Raw genomic sequence first — 18,075 nt, forward strand, 5'->3', positions numbered from 1 at the left:
GTTTATGTCGTCAGCTATTGCTGGTCCGATTCTGCCAGGTCGTCATGCTCCTGGCCCAAGAGCGATAATTCCAACAATGCATAACGGTGCTCAACGAAGTTGTGTACGTTGTTAGCAACCGCTAATTTGAACAGTGCCGTAGCGCTGTCCATATCCCCCAGACTTAGGTAGTACTTACCTAAATAGAAGTTGGTTTCACTGAGATGCTCAGCGAGCGAGGTGTTATCCGTTGCGTCCGCCTTGAGGCGTTCCATCAGCGTTGCTTCGCTAATGTTGCCCAGGTAGAACTCGACAATGTTCCATCCCCACTGTTCCTTGTCCGATTTATCGAAGCGCTGTTTCAGTGCCTCTTTTGCCTGCTTCTCATCGAGCTTCCGCTCAACGATGTAAAGCCACAGGCTACGGAAAGGATCATTAGGATCGTCTTGATAAAACGCCAGCAGATCATCTTGCGCTAACTTATCACGACCGCCGTAATACAATGCGATACCGCGATTCAAGTGCGCGTAGTTGTAAGTTGGATCAAGCTCAAGTACAGAATCAAACGCTTCATAAGCAGCATCAAAATTGCCTGCCTGCGTTAAATAAATGCCTAAATAATTGAATACTTCAGGCATATCAGGTCGGATAGCCAGCGCTTGTGAAAAATCATTTCGCGCCAATGCCCTCAGACCGAGACTATCATACAACACTCCGCGCTCATATAAAAGCTGTGCGCGTTCTTCATCGGTTAAAGCCCGACTGGCAAGTATTTGTTCCATGCGTGCCAGAATCACTTCCTGCTGCAAAGTCGGTTGCAATGGCACTGCGAGGACTTCGCTCTTACGCCAGGCAGAGTTGCTGCATCCTGCCAGCGTTAAAGCTGTCGCAACGAAACACCAGCGCAAAAAAGGCTTCATTTCCCACTCCCGAAGACAACTATTGGATGAACGTCCTGTCCCCCGGCGGCTTAACAAGGCGTCCTGCCTGATAATAGGCCCTCCGCAAAGCGGAGGGCAAATGGCAACTTACTCGCCTTGCTGTTCTGCTGCCTGTGCTTCTGGCGCAGCAGCTGGCTGAGACTGCTCGGTTGCTTCTTTAATGCTCAGACGGATACGGCCCTGGCGATCAACTTCCAGAACTTTCACCGGTACTTCCTGACCCATTTGCAGGTAATCGGTCACTTTCTCAACGCGCTTATCAGCGATCTGAGAGATGTGAACCAGACCTTCTTTACCGCCACCGATGGCAACGAACGCGCCAAAGTCAACGATACGGGTCACTTTACCTGCGTAGACGCGGCCCACTTCGATCTCTGCAGTGATTTCTTCGATGCGACGGATCGCGAATTTCGCTTTCTCGCCGTCGGTTGCTGCGATTTTCACAGTACCGTCATCTTCGATTTCGATCGTGGTGCCAGTCTCTTCGGTCAGCGCACGGATTACGGAACCGCCCTTACCGATAACATCTTTGATCTTGTCTGGGTTGATCTTGATGGTGTGGATACGTGGAGCGAACTGAGAAATGTCGCCACGCGGCGCGTTAATCGCCTGTTCCATCACGCCCAGGATGTGCAGACGCGCACCTTTAGCCTGGTTCAGAGCAACCTGCATGATCTCTTTGGTGATACCTTCAATTTTGATATCCATCTGCAGCGCAGAGATACCTTCGCGGGAACCCGCTACTTTGAAGTCCATATCGCCCAGGTGGTCTTCGTCGCCCAGGATGTCAGACAGAACAACAAAGTTGTCGCCTTCTTTCACCAGACCCATAGCGATACCAGCCACAGCGGCTTTGATTGGTACGCCTGCATCCATCAGCGCCAGAGAAGCACCACACACGGAAGCCATGGAAGAAGAACCGTTGGATTCGGTGATTTCAGACACCACACGTACGGTGTACGGGAATTTGTCTGCTTCTGGCATCACTGCCAGCACGCCGCGCTTCGCCAGACGACCGTGACCAATTTCACGACGCTTCGGCGAGCCAACCATACCGGTTTCGCCTACGGAGTACGGAGGGAAGTTGTAGTGGAACAGGAAGCTGTCAGTGCGCTCGCCCATCAGTTCGTCGATGATCTGTGCATCACGTGCAGTACCCAGAGTCGCGGTAACCAGCGCCTGCGTTTCGCCACGGGTGAAGAGCGCGGAACCGTGAGTACGTGGCAGAACGCCAGTACGCACATCCAGACCACGGATCATGTCTTTTTCGCGGCCATCGATACGCGGCTCGCCTGCCAGAACGCGGCTACGAACAACGTTTTTCTCGATAGCGTGCAGAATGTCGCTCAGTTCGTTAGCGTCCAGCGTTTCATCTTCAGCAACCAGAGTGGCGATAGTTTCAGACTTGATCACGTCAACCTGAGCATAACGCTCCTGCTTGTCAGTGATGCGGTATGCATCGCTCAGACGAGATTCTGCCAGGGCTGCAACGCGTGCGTTCAGCGCGTCGTTTGCCGCTTCTGGCTGCCAGTCCCAACGTGGTTTACCGGCTTCTTTCACCAGGTCGTTGATGTTCTGGATAACGATCTGCTGCTGATCGTGGCCAAAGACCACAGCGCCCAGCATCTGGTCTTCGCTCAGCAGTTCAGCTTCGGATTCAACCATCAGCACAGCCGCTTCAGTACCCGCAACAACCAGGTCCAGCTTACTTTCTTTCAGCTCTTCCTGGGTTGGGTTCAGCACGTACTGGTCGTTGATGTAGCCAACGCGCGCGGCACCGATTGGGCCATTGAATGGAATACCAGACAGTGACAGGGCAGCGGATGCGCCGATCATGGCAACGATGTCAGGGTTAACCTGTGGGTTAACGGAAACAACGGTCGCGATAACCTGTACTTCGTTAACGAAGCCTTCCGGGAACAGCGGACGAACCGGGCGGTCAATCAGACGCGCAATCAGGGTTTCGCCTTCGCTTGGACGGCCTTCACGACGGAAGAAACCACCCGGGATTTTACCGGCAGCGTAGGTACGCTCCTGGTAGTTAACGGTCAGCGGGAAGAAGTCCTGACCTGGTTTAGCTTTTTTCTGGCCAACAACGGTAACGAATACCGCAGTGTCATCCATGCTTACCATGACGGCAGCAGTAGCCTGACGTGCCATCATGCCGGTTTCCAGCGTGACGGTATGTTGACCATACTGGAATTTACGAACGATCGGATTCAGCAAAGTTCTGTCCTTTCTTAAATGTTTGACAGCACACCACCGGTGTGCTGTCGATTTGACCCGACCTTCTTCGCATCCTCGCGACTAATGACAACCAACACCCCCATGGGTGAAGCCTCTCATTAGCCGCGCGAACCTCTGCAATGAAGATCATTTATAGCAACAATACAATAGTTTCCAGTGAATTGCTGCCGTCTGGTTGAAAAAAGGGGCCATCAGGCCCCCTTTTCTGAAACTCGCAAGACTTAGCGACGCAGACCCAGACGCTCGATCAGCGCGGTGTAGCGTGCAACATCTTTACGTTTCAGGTAGTCGAGCAGTTTACGACGCTGAGAAACCATACGCAGCAGACCACGACGGCTGTGGTGATCTTTTTTGTGCTCTGCAAAGTGACCCTGCAGGTGGTTAATCTGTGCAGTCAGCAGTGCAACCTGAACTTCGGTAGAACCGCTGTCGTTAGTACCACGACCAAACTCAGAAACGATTTTAGCTTTAGCTTCAACGCTTAGAGACATTTTCAAACTCCAAAGTATAAAGAATGTAAGGATGCCGATCTCTAATTCAGCAATCCCATGTACGCCCCGCAGATTGTTAAACAATTTGCCAGGCGTTAAGCGGCGATATTCTACTCGTCTCCCCTGCTTATCGCAAGGTGAGCCGTTATCACCGTCACGCGTCGACCGGATATTCGACGACCAGACGACGCGGCGCAACGCGCCCTTCACCATCCATTTCGCCCATACCGATGAATTTCCCTTCGTCACCTTCGGTCACGCGTACCAGCCCTTCCAGCGGCGCTTGTGCCGTACGAACCGGGTTGCCGTTCTTAAAGTAAACGGACGATGTTAAAGGAAGATTAACAACCGGGAAGTCCGCTGCCGGACTGTCCATCGGCATCAGCAAAGGATCCAGCAAATCTGCCGGCGCAATCCCCTGCGCTTCCGCCTGTTCTACCAGCTCGCGCAGATATTCCAGGGTCACCATCCGCTCCACCGGGTACTTGCTCACCGCCAGGCGGCGCAGGTATATCACATGCGCGCCGCAGCCCAGCTTTTCACCGAGGTCGTCGATGATGGTGCGAATGTACGTCCCTTTCGAACAGTGCACTTCCAGCTCCAGCTCATCACCTTCGTGGCGAATAAACAGCAGCTCATACACGGTTATCGGACGGGCTTCACGCGGGACTTCTATGCCCTGACGCGCATATTCGTAGAGTTTTTTTCCCTGATATTTCAGGGCCGAATACATCGACGGCACCTGCATCGTGTCCCCACGGAAGCTCTCCAGCGCAGCATCAAGCTGTTCCGCGCTGAACGTCACCGGACGCTCTTCCACCACCTGACCATCCGCGTCGGAGGTATCCGTGCGCTGGCCCAGCTTAGCGATCACACGGTAGCGCTTATCGGAGTCGAGCAGGTACTGGGAAAACTTTGTCGCCTCTCCCAGGCAGACCGGCAGCATGCCGGTTGCCAGCGGATCGAGCGCGCCGGTGTGGCCCGCACGGTTGGCGTTATAAATACGCTTAACTTTTTGCAGCACGTCGTTGCTGGAAGCGCCCTGGGGTTTATCCAGCAGCAGCACACCATGCACGTCGCGACCGCGACGACGAGGACGACTCATTAGTCCTCCTTGCTGTCGTCCGCCGGGTTAACACGACGCTCGTCGTCATGTTTAACCACGCTGGTCACCAGGTTGGACATACGCATACCTTCGACCAGCGAGTTGTCGTAGAAGAAGGTCAGTTCAGGCACGATACGCAGGCGCATCGCTTTGCCAAGCAGGGAGCGGATGAAACCAGAGGCTTCCTGCAGCGCTTTAATGCCGTTTTTCACTGCCGCTTCGTCCTGATCGTTCAGGAAGGTGACGAACACTTTTGCATAGGCCAAATCGCGGGACATTTCGACACCGGAAACGGTGGTCATCATGCCGACGCGCGGGTCTTTAATTTCACGTTGCAGAATGAGTGCGATCTCTTTCTGCATTTCCTGCGCTACGCGCTGAGGGCGACCAAATTCTTTCGCCATAATAAATTCTCCAGACAAAAAAGGGGCTAAAAGCCCCTTTTAAAATTATTGCCGGGTGGCGCGAGGCGATCCCGGCTTACAATCGGTAATTAAGCGATGGTACGCTGAATTTCGATGATCTCGAACACTTCGATCATATCGCCAACGCGAACGTCGTTGTAGTTCTTCACGCCGATACCACATTCCATGCCGTTACGGACTTCGTTAACGTCATCTTTGAAGCGGCGCAGGGATTCCAGCTCGCCTTCGTAGATAACCACGTTGTCACGCAGTACGCGGATTGGGTTGTGACGCTTGATGTTACCTTCGGTAACCATACAGCCCGCGATAGCACCGAATTTCGGTGATTTGAACACGTCACGTACTTCAGCCAGACCGATGATCTGCTGTTTCAGCTCAGGAGACAGCATGCCGCTCATCGCTGCTTTCACTTCGTCGATCAGGTTATAGATGACGGAGTAGTAACGCAGATCCAGGCTTTCGGCTTCAATTACTTTACGCGCAGATGCATCCGCACGAACGTTGAAGCCAACCAGGATAGCGTTGGAGGCAGCAGCCAGGGTTGCGTCGGTTTCGGTGATACCACCTACGCCAGAACCGATGATCTTCACTTTCACTTCGTCGGTAGACAGTTTCAGCAAGGAGTCGGAGATCGCTTCCACAGAACCCTGAACGTCAGCTTTCAGAACGATGTTCACTTCGTGAACTTCGCCCTCGGTCATGTTGGCAAACATGTTCTCGAGTTTAGATTTCTGCTGACGAGCCAGTTTAACTTCACGGAATTTGCCCTGACGATACAGCGCAACTTCACGCGCTTTCTTCTCGTCACGCACAACGGTCACTTCGTCACCGGCAGCCGGAACACCGGACAGACCCAGGATTTCCACCGGAATGGACGGACCCGCTTCCAGAACTTCCTGACCCAGTTCGTTACGCATCGCACGGACGCGACCGTATTCGAAACCGCACAGAACGATATCGCCTTTATGCAGTGTACCTTCACGAACCAGAACGGTAGCAACCGGGCCACGTCCTTTATCCAGGAAGGATTCGATCACCGCACCGCTCGCCATACCGTTACGGATGGCTTTCAGCTCCAGAACTTCGGCCTGCAGCAGGATCGCGTCCAGCAGTTCGTCGATACCGGTACCCGCTTTCGCAGACACGTGTACGAACTGGCTTTCGCCGCCCCACTCTTCCGGCAGAATACCGTACTGGGAAAGTTCGTTTTTAACACGATCGGGATCCGCTTCTGGCTTATCGATCTTGTTAACTGCAACCACAACCGGCACACCTGCTGCTTTCGCGTGCTGGATAGCTTCGATGGTCTGCGGCATGACGCCGTCGTCCGCCGCAACAACCAGAACAACGATATCCGTCGCCTGAGCACCACGAGCACGCATTGAGGTAAACGCGGCGTGGCCTGGGGTATCCAGGAAGGTGATCATACCGTTGTCAGTTTCTACGTGGTATGCACCGATGTGCTGGGTAATACCACCCGCTTCGCCAGAGGCAACCTTGGTAGAACGAATGTAGTCAAGCAGAGAGGTTTTACCGTGGTCAACGTGACCCATGATGGTCACTACCGGTGCGCGTGGTTCTGCCGCAGCGCCAGTATCACGGTCGCTCATTACTGCTTCTTCCAGCTCGTTTTCACGACGCAGGATAACTTTGTGGCCCATCTCTTCCGCAACCAGCTGTGCAGTTTCCTGATCGATCACCTGGTTGATGGTCGCCATGGCGCCCAGCTTCATCATCGCTTTGATGACCTGAGAGCCTTTAACGGCCATTTTGTTCGCCAGTTCGCCAACGGTGATGGTTTCGCCAATCACGACGTCACGGTTAACCGCCTGAGCTGGCTTCTGGAAGCCCTGCTGCAAAGCAGAACCTTTACGCTTGCCGCCTTTACCGCCGCGAATAGCAGCGCGTGCTTCTTCACGGTCAGCTTTAGATTCAGCGTGCTTGTTACCTTTTTTCGCCGGACGCGCAGCTTTTGCATTACGACCACGGCCACGACCGCCTTCAACTTCGCGGTCGTTATCATCTTCAGCCTGACGCGCATGCTGAGAAGTGGTCACGTGATAGTCGCTGGTGTCTTCAGTCGGCTCAACGGTATTCACACCATTCTTCTCGTTTTCTTCTGCCATACGACGCGCTTCTTCGGCGACGCGGCGAGCTTCTTCTTCCAGCTTACGGCGGGCTTCTTCTTCCGCTTTACGCTTCAGCTCGGCAGCTTCATTTTCACGGCGGGCTTTTTCAGCCTGGGCAGTTTTGGTCATTTCGTCTGTCTGTTGATTGCTCACTTTGTCTTTTTCCGCAGCGTCACGCTTCACTTTATCACTTGCGTCGCGTTTCGCTTTTTCTGCGGCCTCACGTTCAGCTTTTAATTCTGCTTCACGTTTGGCGGCAGCTTCCGCCTCACGCTGAGCTTGTTCTTCCGCTTCACGCTGTGCCTGCTCTTCCGCAGCAAGGCGCTCTGCCTCTTGCGGATCACGTTTTACAAAGGTGCGCGTCTTGCGGACTTCAATTTGGACCGATTTGCTTTTGCCACCGGTACCAGGGATGTTTAACGTGCTACGCGTTTTGCGCTGCAGCGTCAACTTGTCAGGCGTAGAGCCGTGTTCACGGTTCAGGTGCGTTAACAAGGTTTGTTTTTCTTGCGCGGTCACCGAGTCATCAGCGGACTTCGGGATCCCTGCATCAGCAAATTGCTGTACCAGGCGGTCCACGGAGGTCTGAATCTCAGCAGCCAGCGATTTTACAGTTACATCAGTCATGCTGTTCCTTCCTGCTACAGTTTATTACGCTTCGTCGCCGAACCAGCAAATATTACGTGCGGCCATGATGAGCTCGCCGGCTTTCTCGTCAGTTAAACCTTCGATATCAGCCAGGTCATCAACGCCTTGCTCAGCGAGATCTTCCAGCGTACAAACACCACGGGCAGCCAGCTTGAACGCAATCGCACGATCAAGACCTTCCAGATTCAGCAGGTCATCAGCCGGCTTTTTGTCGCCAAGGCTTTCTTCCTGAGCCAGTGCCAGGGTGGTCAGTGCGTTTTTAGCGCGTTCACGCAGGGCTTCAACGGTTGGTTCATCCAGACCGTCAATTTCCAGCAGCTCTTTCATTGGCACATAGGCCAGTTCTTCCAGCGTAGAGAAACCTTCTTCAACCAGAACAGTGGCGAAGTCTTCGTCAATATCCAGGTATTTAGTGAAGGTATCGATCGCCGCATGGGCTTCAGCCTGATGCTTAGCCTGCAGGTCATCAACGGTCATTACGTTGAGTTCCCAGCCGCTCAGCTGTGACGCCAGGCGTACGTTCTGACCGTTACGGCCGATTGCCTGCGCCAGGTTGCCCGCTTCAACAGCGATATCCATGGTGTGTTTGTCTTCGTCAACAACGATAGACGCCACATCAGCTGGAGCCATTGCGTTGATCACGAACTGCGCCGGGTTGTCATCCCACAGAACGATATCAATACGTTCGCCGCCCAGCTCAGTAGAAACTGCCTGAACGCGCGCACCGCGCATACCGACGCAAGCACCGACCGGGTCGATACGCTTGTCGTTGGTTTTCACCGCAATTTTCGCACGGGAGCCCGGATCGCGAGCCGCCGCTTTAATCTCGATAACTTCTTCACCGATTTCCGGCACTTCGATACGGAACAGTTCTACCAGCATTTCTGGTTTAGAACGGGTCACGAACAGCTGTGCACCACGCGCTTCAGGGCGAACGGCGTACAGAACACCGCGAATACGGTCGCCTGGGCGGAAGTTTTCACGCGGCAGCATATCTTCACGCAGGATCACGGCTTCAGCGTTACCCGGTAACCCTTCGGATTTGATCTCCAGGGAGATGTTGTCGCGGTTCACTTTCTTCACCACGCCGGTGATGATCTCGCCTTCCTGATCGCGGAACTGATCGACAACCAGCGCGCGCTCGGCTTCGCGCACTTTCTGCACGATAACCTGTTTAGCGGTCTGGGTCGTGATACGGTCGAAGGTGACAGATTCAATCTGATCTTCAACGTACTCGCCCACGTTCAGACTTTCGTCTTCAAAACGGGCGGCTTCCAGCGTGATCTCTTTGGTCGGCTGGGTCACTTCTTCAACGATTACCCAACGACGGAATGTATCGAAGTCACCGCTTTTACGATCGATTTCTACGCGAACATCGATCTCTTGTTCGTATTTTTTCTTGGTTGCTGTAGCCAGTGCACTTTCCAGCGCTTCGAAAATCTTCTCACGCGGCAGTGATTTCTCGTTGGAGACGGCTTCAACAACAGCCAAAATTTCTTTGTTCATCGCGGGCTTTTCACCTCAATCCAGACTGTTAAAAGTGGGGAACCAGGTTCGCCTTCTGGATATTACTCAGCGCGAACACTTCATCTTTGCCTTCGACTGTCACCGTGATCATTTCACCATCAACGGCTTTGATAATTCCCTGCCATTTACGGCGGTTCTGTACGGCCATACGCAGAACGAGAGCCACTTCTTCACCGGTAAAGCGCACATAGTGCTCGGCCGTGAACATCGGGCGATCGAGGCCAGGTGAGGAAACTTCCAGGTTGTACGCAACGGTAATCGGGTCTTCAACATCAAGAACCGCACTCACCTGGTGGCTGACATCAGCACAATCATCAACATTGATGCCATCTTCACTATCAATATAGATGCGCAGCGTCGATGTACGGCCGCGAACGAATTCGATGCCGACCAGTTCGTAGCCCAGTGCTTCGACCGGTGCAGTAATCATCTCTGTTAATTTTTGCTCTAATGTGGACAAGCCCACCCCCAAGACATAAAAAAAGGGCGTAAAGCCCAGTTATTCTGTAGTCAGATAACAAAAAACCCCGATAAATCGGGGCTTTAGATAACTGAACCCTATAGCCACAACTGTGGCCTGGAGCACTTTCCGAAAGAATTTTTTCAAATCCAGCTACGAAGGCTCTAAGTCTTCACAGTATATTTGAAAAAGAACTTTATGGGAAAGTGGTTGCGGGGGCCGGATTTGAACCGACGACCTTCGGGTTATGAGCCCGACGAGCTACCAGGCTGCTCCACCCCGCGCCTGAAACGTGGCAAATTCTACGCGTTTTGGACAGAATTTGCAAATAATGCTGGGATTTGGTACCGAAGACGGGACGTAAAATCGGCGTTTAGTATATTGATAGTTGACCCCACCTGTCAAGGCGACTTCCGCCAGATCGATTTGACCAAAATTTTTACAAAAAACGCACGACTCTCTTCCGGTCTTCGCCAAAAGATGATTAAATGAATACTCACTTATTTTGCATAAAAATGCACAAGAGAGCGAAAGCGGTCTCTAATCAGTCAATCAAGCAGGGTTTTATTCTATGACGACGATTCTCAAGCATCTTCCGGTAGGACAACGTATTGGCATCGCTTTCTCAGGCGGCCTGGATACCAGCGCTGCACTGCTGTGGATGCGCCAGAAGGGAGCGGTTCCGTACGCCTATACTGCGAACCTGGGCCAGCCGGATGAGGACGACTACGATGCCATTCCTCGTCGCGCTAAAGAGTATGGTGCAGAGAACGCGCGCCTGATTGACTGCCGTAAGCAACTGGTCGCTGAAGGTATCGCGGCTATTCAGTGCGGTGCGTTCCATAACACCACCGGTGGCCTGACCTATTTCAACACCACCCCGCTGGGCCGTGCGGTCACCGGCACCATGCTGGTTGCGGCGATGAAAGAAGACGGCGTTAACATATGGGGTGACGGTAGCACCTATAAAGGTAACGATATTGAACGTTTCTATCGTTATGGCCTGCTGACCAACGCCGAACTACAGATTTACAAACCGTGGCTGGATACCGACTTCATCGACGAGCTGGGTGGCCGTCATGAAATGTCCGAATTCATGATTGCCTGCGGCTTCGACTATAAGATGTCAGTCGAGAAAGCCTACTCCACCGACTCCAACATGCTGGGTGCGACGCACGAAGCGAAAGACCTGGAATTCCTGAACTCCAGCGTGAAGATCGTTAACCCGATCATGGGCGTGAAGTTCTGGGACGAGAACGTCAAAATCCAGGCTGAAGAAGTGACCGTACGTTTCGAACGCGGCCATCCGGTTGCGCTGAACGGTAAAACCTTCTCTGATGATGTTGAGCTGATGCTGGAAGCAAATCGTATTGGCGGTCGTCACGGTCTGGGTATGAGCGATCAGATTGAAAACCGTATCATCGAAGCGAAAAGCCGCGGCATCTATGAAGCCCCGGGAATGGCGCTGCTGCACATCGCTTACGAGCGTCTGCTGACCGGCATTCACAACGAAGACACCATTGAGCAGTATCACTCTCATGGTCGTCAGCTGGGTAAACTGCTGTATCAGGGCCGCTGGTTCGATCCACAGGCGCTGATGCTGCGCGATGCGCTGCAGCGTTGGGTGGCAAGCGCGATCACCGGTGAAGTAACGCTGGAACTGCGTCGCGGTAACGACTACTCCATCCTGAACACCGTGTCTGACAACCTGACCTATAAAGCAGAGCGTCTGACCATGGAGAAAGGTGAATCCGTGTTCTCACCGGACGATCGTATTGGTCAGCTGACCATGCGTAATCTGGACATCACCGATACCCGTGAGAAGCTGTTCAACTATGTTGAGAACGGTTTGCTGTCAGCCAATTCAGGTAACGGCCTGCCGCAGGTTGAAAACCTGGAATACAGCGATAAGAAGTAACCGCGAGTATAAAATGCAAAAGGCGTCCGATGGACGCCTTTTTTGTGGGCTTTTGTCGGGCCGATAAGCACAACGCCGTCCACCACTTTGCCCGCCACACACAATCTACAAACGAAAAAAAAGACGCCTTTCGACGTCTTTCTTCTGGAATATTGGTACCGAGGATGGGACTCGAACCCACAAGCCCGTTAGGGCACTACCACCTCAAGGTAGCGTGTCTACCAATTCCACCACCTCGGTACAGAATACTTAGTGCGGGATATCGCTGGTCGGCTTAGCCGGTGCAGCTGGCTGAGTCTGCTCAGTTTTCGCTGGCGCGCTCAGATTTTCCCACTCGCTTCCTTTGCTGGTCTTGTTGCTGTTGATATTGCCAAGCACCAGACTGATGATGAAGAACAGCGTAGCCAGAATCGCCGTCGTACGGGTCATGAAGTTCGCAGAACCACTTGAACCGAACAGCGTACCGGAAGCGCCTGCTCCGAAGGAGGCTCCCATATCAGCGCCTTTACCTTGCTGCAGCATAATCAGCGCTACGAGAGCGATGGCTACAATAAGGAAAACAACTAAAAGAGCTTCGTACATAATCAACCTGTTCCTTGCGGATTTGCCGCATACCAATGCTTCGACCAATTAGCAGGATTTTTGTTTCCCACTGAAGCGGGTGTGAATACTAACCAAAGCGAATGACCTTCGCAAGGGCATTTTTGACGCATTGTATCAACTGCGGAAAAAAACAGCAAAAAGCCATTAATTGCTTAAAACAAAGGCGACAAAAGCCGCCTTTTTATACATTTAGCGTGCACAATTATGCAGCTTTAACAGCATCCGCAATACGGTGCGCAAATTCGGTGACCTGCGCTTCGTCTTCACCTTCCACCATCACGCGGATCAGCGGTTCGGTACCGGACTTACGCAGCAGCACGCGTCCACGATTGCCCAGGGCCGCTTCAACGTCAGCCATCACCGCTTTGACGTTCTCGTTTTCCAGCGGATCGCCTTTGCCGGCAGTGAAACGTACGTTGACCAGAATCTGTGGGAACATTTTCATGCCGCTGCACAGATCGTGCAGGCTCATATGGTTGCGCGCCATTGCGGCAACCACCTGCAGCGCGGCCACGATACCGTCACCGGTGGTGGTTTTATCAAGCAGGATCACGTGACCCGAGTTTTCTGCGCCGATGCGCCAGCCCTTCTCCTGCAGTTTTTCCAGCACATAGCGGTCACCCACTTTCGCGCGGACAAACGGAATACCGAGCTGTTTCAGCGCCAGTTCCAGGCCCATGTTACTCATCAGCGTGCCCACCGCACCGCCGCGCAGCTGGCCCTGACGCAGTCCTTCACGCGCGATGATGTAGAGGATTTGATCGCCGTCGACCTTGTTACCTTCGTGGTCGACCATGATCACGCGGTCACCGTCGCCGTCCAGCGCAATACCCAGGTCGGCTTTCTCTGCCAGAACACGCGCCTGCAGGGCACGAACGTCAGTTGCCCCCACCTGCTCGTTAATGTTCAGACCATCCGGCTCGCAGCCAATAGTGATGACTTTCGCACCCAGTTCGCGGAAGACATTCGGGGCGATGTGATAGGTCGCGCCGTTTGCACAGTCCACCACAATTTTGAGGTGAGCCAGGCTCAGCTCATTCGGGAAGGTACCTTTACAGAATTCGATATAACGGCCCGCTGCATCAACGATACGGTTCGCTTTACCCAGCTCTGCGGAATCAACGCAGGTGATCTCTTTTTCCATTTCGGCTTCAATGGCTTCTTCCACGTCATCCGGGAGCTTGGTGCCGTCAATGGAGAAGAATTTAATGCCGTTGTCGTAGAACGGGTTGTGAGAAGCTGAAATGACAATACCCGCTTCCGCACGGAAGGTGCGCGTCAGATACGCGACTGCAGGTGTCGGCATCGGGCCCGTAAAGGACGCGGACAGTCCAGCAGCCGCCAGACCCGCTTCCAGCGCGGACTCCAGCATATAGCCGGAAATACGGGTGTCTTTACCGATGATAATTTTACGTGAGCCATGACGCGCAAGCACTTTGCCAGCAGCCCAGCCGAGCTTCAGGACAAAATCAGGGGTGATGGGAGCATCGCCTACGCGCCCACGGATACCGTCGGTACCAAAATATTTACGACTACTCATAGCGTTTGTTTTCCTTCGCTGCCAGTGTGGCTTCCACCACACGCATGGCTTCTACTGTTTCTTTGACGTCATGGACACGAATAATGTGCGCGCCCTGCATCGCCGCAATCACCGCGCAGGCCAGGCTGCCGCTCAGGCGTTCGCTCGGCCCCACGTTCAGCAACTGCCCAATCATCGACTTTCTCGACATCCCCACCAGTAACGGCAGGCCAAAATGATGGAATTCCGACAGGCGCGCAAGCAACGCATAATTGTGGGAGAGATTTTTACCGAAACCGAACCCCGGGTCGAGCAGCAATTTCTCTTTTGGGATACCTGCACGTTCACAGCGTGCAATATGCTCAATAAAGAAGCGATTTACGTCGGCAAAGACATCGTCATACCTCGGTGCTTCCTGCATGGTTTTTGGTTGACCCTGCATGTGCATCAGGCATACCGGTAATCCCGTCTCTGCCGCGGCTTCAAGGGCGCCAGGCTCAGTGAGCGAGCGAATATCATTGATAATGTGAGCGCCCACTCTCACCACTTCACGAATCACTTCGGGTTTAGAGGTATCAACGGAGATCCACACTTCAAACCGCTGCGTGATAGCTTCAACCACCGGCACCACGCGCGCCAGCTCTTCTTCCACAGACACGTCCGCCGCACCAGGACGCGTCGATTCGCCGCCCACGTCAATAATGGTGGCACCCGCATTAATCATTAAATTCGCGTGCTTAACCGCCTCGATAAGCGTGTTATGCGTGCCGCCGTCAGAGAAAGAGTCAGGGGTAACATTCAGGATCCCCATCACATGGGGATGTGAAAGATCGAGATGCGAGTCCTGAGCGAATAATTTCATGGCGAAATCCCTGGTATCTATATCGTTAAACAGAAATGAAAAACCCCGGAGCAAGCTCCAGGGTTTGAGGTACAGACAAACGCTTCAACAGCAGTGGCTTACTTATCGCCCAACTGTTCTGACATGGTGTTGCCCGGATTTGGCGTACGCGGTTCATCAACCGGACGCGGCGCACGCGGGGTGCCATTGTTGTCAGAATTATTGGAAGCGCCTGGGTCTTCCCAGCCTGCTGGCGGACGCACTTCGCGGCGCGCCATCAGGTCGTCAATCTGTGGTGCATCGATGGTCTCATATTTCATGAGCGCATCTTTCATCGAATGCAGGATGTCCATATTGTCGTTCAGGATCTGGCGTGCACGTGCGTAGTTACGCTCTACCAGAGATTTTACTTCCTGGTCGATGATACGAGCCGTCTCATCGGACATATGTTTCGCTTTAGCCACAGAACGGCCCAGGAATACTTCACCCTCTTCCTCTGCATACAGCAGCGGACCGAGTTTGTCGGAGAAGCCCCACTGCGTCACCATGTTACGCGCCAGGTTTGTCGCAACTTTAATGTCGTTGGACGCACCGGTAGAAACATGTTCCACACCGTAGATAATCTCTTCTGCCAGACGACCACCGTACAGGGTCGAAATCTGGCTTTCCAGCTTCTGACGGCTGGCGCTGATCGCATCGCCTTCAGGCAGGAAGAAAGTCACACCCAGCGCACGACCGCGCGGAATAATCGTCACTTTATGCACCGGATCGTGTTCCGGCACGAGGCGACCGATAATCGCGTGACCCGCTTCGTGGTATGCCGTGGACTCTTTCTGCGCTTCCGTCATCACCATGGAGCGACGTTCCGCACCCATCATGATTTTGTCTTTCGCTTTCTCAAACTCCACCATAGATACGACGCGCTTGTTACCGCGAGCGGCAAACAGAGCAGCTTCGTTGACCAGGTTCGCCAGGTCCGCACCGGAGAAGCCAGGAGTACCGCGCGCAATGATTGCCGCATCGATATCTGGCGCCAGCGGTACGCGACGCATGTGAACTTTCAGAATCTGTTCACGACCGCGAACGTCCGGCAGACCCACAACAACCTGACGGTCGAAACGGCCTGGACGCAGCAGCGCTGGGTCAAGTACGTCCGGACGGTTAGTCGCCGCGATAACGATGATACCTTCGTTACCTTCGAAGCCGTCCATCTCAACCAGCATCTGGTTCAGCGTCTGTTCACGTTCATCGTGACCACCGCCCAGACCTGCGCCACGCTGGCGGCCTACGGCGTCGATTTCATCGATGAAGATAATGCACGGTGCTGCCTTCTTGGCCTGCTCAAACATGTCACGCACACGAGATGCACCGACACCCACGAACATTTCAACGAAGTCAGAACCTGAAATAGTAAAGAACGGCACCTTCGCTTCACCCGCAATGGCTTTCGCCAGCAGGGTTTTACCGGTACCCGGAGGGCCAACCATCAGCACGCCTTTCGGGATCTTACCGCCCAATTTCTGGAAACGGCTCGGTTCACGCAGGTATTCAACCAGTTCACCTACCTCTTCTTTCGCTTCGTCACAACCGGCGACGTCAGCGAAGGTGGTCTTGATCTGGTCTTCCGTCAGCATACGCGCCTTGCTCTTACCGAACGACATGGCACCTTTGCCACCGCCGCCCTGCATCTGGCGCATAAAGAAGATCCAGACGCCAATAAGAAGCAGCATCGGGAACCAGGAAATGAAGATAGAAGCCAGCAGGCTTGGTTCTTCTGGCGGCTCGCCAACTACCTTGACGTTTTTGGTCAGAAGGTTATCAAGCAGCTTAGGATCGTTCACCGGGATGTAAGTCGTGTAACGGTTACTATCTTTCTTGGTAACGTTGATCTCACGTCCGTTGATACGCGCTTCGCGAACCTGGTCCTGATTGACCTCCTGCAAGAAGGTAGAATAATCCACCTTGCGGCCATTCGACTCGCTGGGCCCAAAGCTCTGGAATACTGACATCAGCACAACGGCAATGACCAGCCAGAGTATTAGGTTTTTCGCCATGTCACTCAAGGGATTAACCTCATATTACAACTGTGTTAAAAACAGCGTCAGGATACTCTATATCCAGTTTCATTCAAACTTTCGCCTGAAATCTACCGGTTATCATTTTCGCCCGGTCGCTACAATATACACTTCTCGGGAACGGGCCCGGGAAGAGTCCGGCTTACGAACTTTAACCTTCGCAAACAGGGAGCGAATTTCCTTAAGATACTCCTCGAAACCTTCGCCCTGAAACACCTTCACAACAAAACTACCACCAGGCGCTAGTACATCACGACACATTTCTAACGCTAGCTCCACCAGATACATGGCGCGGGGGATATCCACCGCCGGTGTTCCGCACATATTTGGTGCCATATCTGACATGACAACCTGGACCTTACTGTCACCTACACGATCAAGTAACGCTTTCAGCACTAATTCATCACGAAAGTCGCCCTGAAGGAAGTCGACACCGACGATGGGATCCATTGGTAAAAGATCGCACGCGATGATTCGGCCCGTTCCGCCGATCTGCGTTACCGCATACTGGGACCATCCGCCAGGTGCCGCACCGAGGTCAACAACCGTCATCCCCGGCTTAAAAAGTTTGTCACTTTGCTGTATTTCATCAAGTTTAAACCAGGCACGGGAACGCAACCCCTTTTTCTGTGCCTGTTGAACATATTTATCGCTAAAGTGTTCCTGAAGCCAGCGGCTGGAGCTGGCAGAACGCTTTTTACCTGTCATTTAACATTTCCGTCCTGGTTCATCGTTACCTGCCTGTGACGTAAATTTCTACGCAGCTATTTGGCGATATAAGGGAGATGGCGGTAGAATGAACCGTTTTCAATCCCAACGTAAGCAAAAATATACGATGAATCTGAGTACTAAACAAAAACAGCACCTTAAAGGTCTGGCACATCCGCTCAAGCCTGTAGTGATGCTTGGCAACAATGGTTTGACCGAAGGGGTGCTTGCCGAGATTGAACAAGCGCTGGAACACCACGAGCTGATCAAGGTGAAAATCGCCTCTGAAGACAGAGACACTAAAAACCTGATCGTGGAAGCCATCGTGCGCGAAACCGGCGCCTGTAATGTACAGGTCATCGGTAAAACGCTGGTGCTCTACCGCCCATCTAAAGAGCGTAAAATCTCGCTGCCACGCTAAGGATATCCTGAATTAAACACATTTTCTGTGTGAAACGA

The 18,075-nt window shown here is 53.1% G+C and carries 15 protein-coding genes and 2 tRNA genes; 2 read left to right on the forward strand and 15 right to left on the reverse strand.

The features are described 5' to 3' along the window. Positions 1–14: 14 nt before the first annotated feature. The 9 genes from nlpI to F0320_RS19015 form a co-directional block, all read right to left on the reverse strand. The gene (nlpI, locus tag F0320_RS18975; RefSeq protein WP_023309331.1) at positions 15–899 is read right to left on the reverse strand and encodes a lipoprotein NlpI; all 885 of its coding nucleotides are present in this window, start codon (positions 897–899) and stop codon (positions 15–17) included. A 108-nt stretch (positions 900–1,007) separates the two neighbouring features. Further along, positions 1,008–3,146 carry a polyribonucleotide nucleotidyltransferase gene (gene pnp / locus F0320_RS18980; RefSeq protein ID WP_024906369.1) on the reverse strand — a complete coding sequence of 713 codons (2,139 nt, stop codon included), beginning with the start codon at positions 3,144–3,146 and terminating at the stop codon, positions 1,008–1,010. Positions 3,147–3,388: 242 nt separating this feature from the next. Next, complete coding sequence (rpsO, locus tag F0320_RS18985) at positions 3,389–3,658, reverse strand: 30S ribosomal protein S15 (protein WP_003861789.1); 270 nt, start codon at positions 3,656–3,658, stop codon at positions 3,389–3,391. Positions 3,659–3,812: 154 nt separating this feature from the next. Beyond that, on the reverse strand, positions 3,813–4,763 hold the full coding sequence (truB, locus tag F0320_RS18990; protein ID WP_126329200.1) for a tRNA pseudouridine(55) synthase TruB: 951 nt from the start codon (positions 4,761–4,763) through the stop codon (positions 3,813–3,815). Beyond that, positions 4,763–5,167 carry a 30S ribosome-binding factor RbfA gene (gene rbfA / locus F0320_RS18995; RefSeq protein WP_003024988.1) on the reverse strand — a complete coding sequence of 135 codons (405 nt, stop codon included), beginning with the start codon at positions 5,165–5,167 and terminating at the stop codon, positions 4,763–4,765. The genes truB and rbfA overlap by 1 nt, the downstream gene beginning before the upstream one ends. A gap of 89 nt (positions 5,168–5,256) precedes the next feature. Next, positions 5,257–7,944 carry a translation initiation factor IF-2 gene (gene infB / locus F0320_RS19000; RefSeq protein ID WP_047650922.1) on the reverse strand — a complete coding sequence of 896 codons (2,688 nt, stop codon included), beginning with the start codon at positions 7,942–7,944 and terminating at the stop codon, positions 5,257–5,259. Between the two features lie 24 nt (positions 7,945–7,968). Continuing rightward, positions 7,969–9,471 carry a transcription termination factor NusA gene (nusA, locus tag F0320_RS19005; protein WP_029739628.1) on the reverse strand — a complete coding sequence of 501 codons (1,503 nt, stop codon included), beginning with the start codon at positions 9,469–9,471 and terminating at the stop codon, positions 7,969–7,971. A 28-nt stretch (positions 9,472–9,499) separates the two neighbouring features. Then, positions 9,500–9,952, reverse strand: coding sequence for a ribosome maturation factor RimP (gene rimP, locus F0320_RS19010; RefSeq protein ID WP_014833432.1), 453 nt, complete (start codon positions 9,950–9,952; stop codon positions 9,500–9,502). Between the two features lie 207 nt (positions 9,953–10,159). Beyond that, positions 10,160–10,236: transfer RNA gene (locus F0320_RS19015), tRNA-Met, on the reverse strand. A 287-nt stretch (positions 10,237–10,523) separates the two neighbouring features. Between F0320_RS19015 and argG the strand changes: the two genes are divergently transcribed. Then, entirely contained in the window at positions 10,524–11,870 is a 1,347-nt protein-coding gene (gene argG / locus F0320_RS19020; RefSeq protein WP_126329199.1) for an argininosuccinate synthase, read from the forward strand. Between the two features lie 153 nt (positions 11,871–12,023). On the opposite strand, the gene F0320_RS19025 is transcribed toward argG, so the two are convergent. From F0320_RS19025 to rlmE, 6 genes are all read right to left on the reverse strand, one after another. Next, positions 12,024–12,110: transfer RNA gene (locus F0320_RS19025), tRNA-Leu, on the reverse strand. Between the two features lie 9 nt (positions 12,111–12,119). Further along, positions 12,120–12,452: a preprotein translocase subunit SecG gene (secG, locus tag F0320_RS19030; RefSeq protein WP_023309338.1), complete on the reverse strand. Its 333-nt coding sequence runs from the start codon at positions 12,450–12,452 to the stop codon at positions 12,120–12,122. A gap of 223 nt (positions 12,453–12,675) precedes the next feature. Continuing rightward, entirely contained in the window at positions 12,676–14,013 is a 1,338-nt protein-coding gene (glmM, locus tag F0320_RS19035) for a phosphoglucosamine mutase (protein WP_126329198.1), read from the reverse strand. Next, complete coding sequence (folP, locus tag F0320_RS19040; RefSeq protein ID WP_149323920.1) at positions 14,006–14,854, reverse strand: dihydropteroate synthase; 849 nt, start codon at positions 14,852–14,854, stop codon at positions 14,006–14,008. The genes glmM and folP overlap by 8 nt, the downstream gene beginning before the upstream one ends. Before the next feature lie 98 nt (positions 14,855–14,952). Continuing rightward, positions 14,953–16,887: an ATP-dependent zinc metalloprotease FtsH gene (ftsH, locus tag F0320_RS19045; RefSeq protein WP_010436002.1), complete on the reverse strand. Its 1,935-nt coding sequence runs from the start codon at positions 16,885–16,887 to the stop codon at positions 14,953–14,955. 102 nt (positions 16,888–16,989) lie between these two features. Continuing rightward, entirely contained in the window at positions 16,990–17,616 is a 627-nt protein-coding gene (rlmE, locus tag F0320_RS19050; RefSeq protein ID WP_003861812.1) for a 23S rRNA (uridine(2552)-2'-O)-methyltransferase RlmE, read from the reverse strand. 127 nt (positions 17,617–17,743) lie between these two features. Here rlmE and yhbY point away from each other — a divergent pair, with 127 nt between their 5' ends. After that, on the forward strand, positions 17,744–18,037 hold the full coding sequence (gene yhbY, locus F0320_RS19055; RefSeq protein WP_003861814.1) for a ribosome assembly RNA-binding protein YhbY: 294 nt from the start codon (positions 17,744–17,746) through the stop codon (positions 18,035–18,037). Positions 18,038–18,075 lie beyond the last annotated feature (38 nt).

The sequence above is a fragment of the Enterobacter dykesii genome (assembly GCF_008364625.2).
GTDB lineage: Bacteria > Pseudomonadota > Gammaproteobacteria > Enterobacterales > Enterobacteriaceae > Enterobacter > Enterobacter dykesii.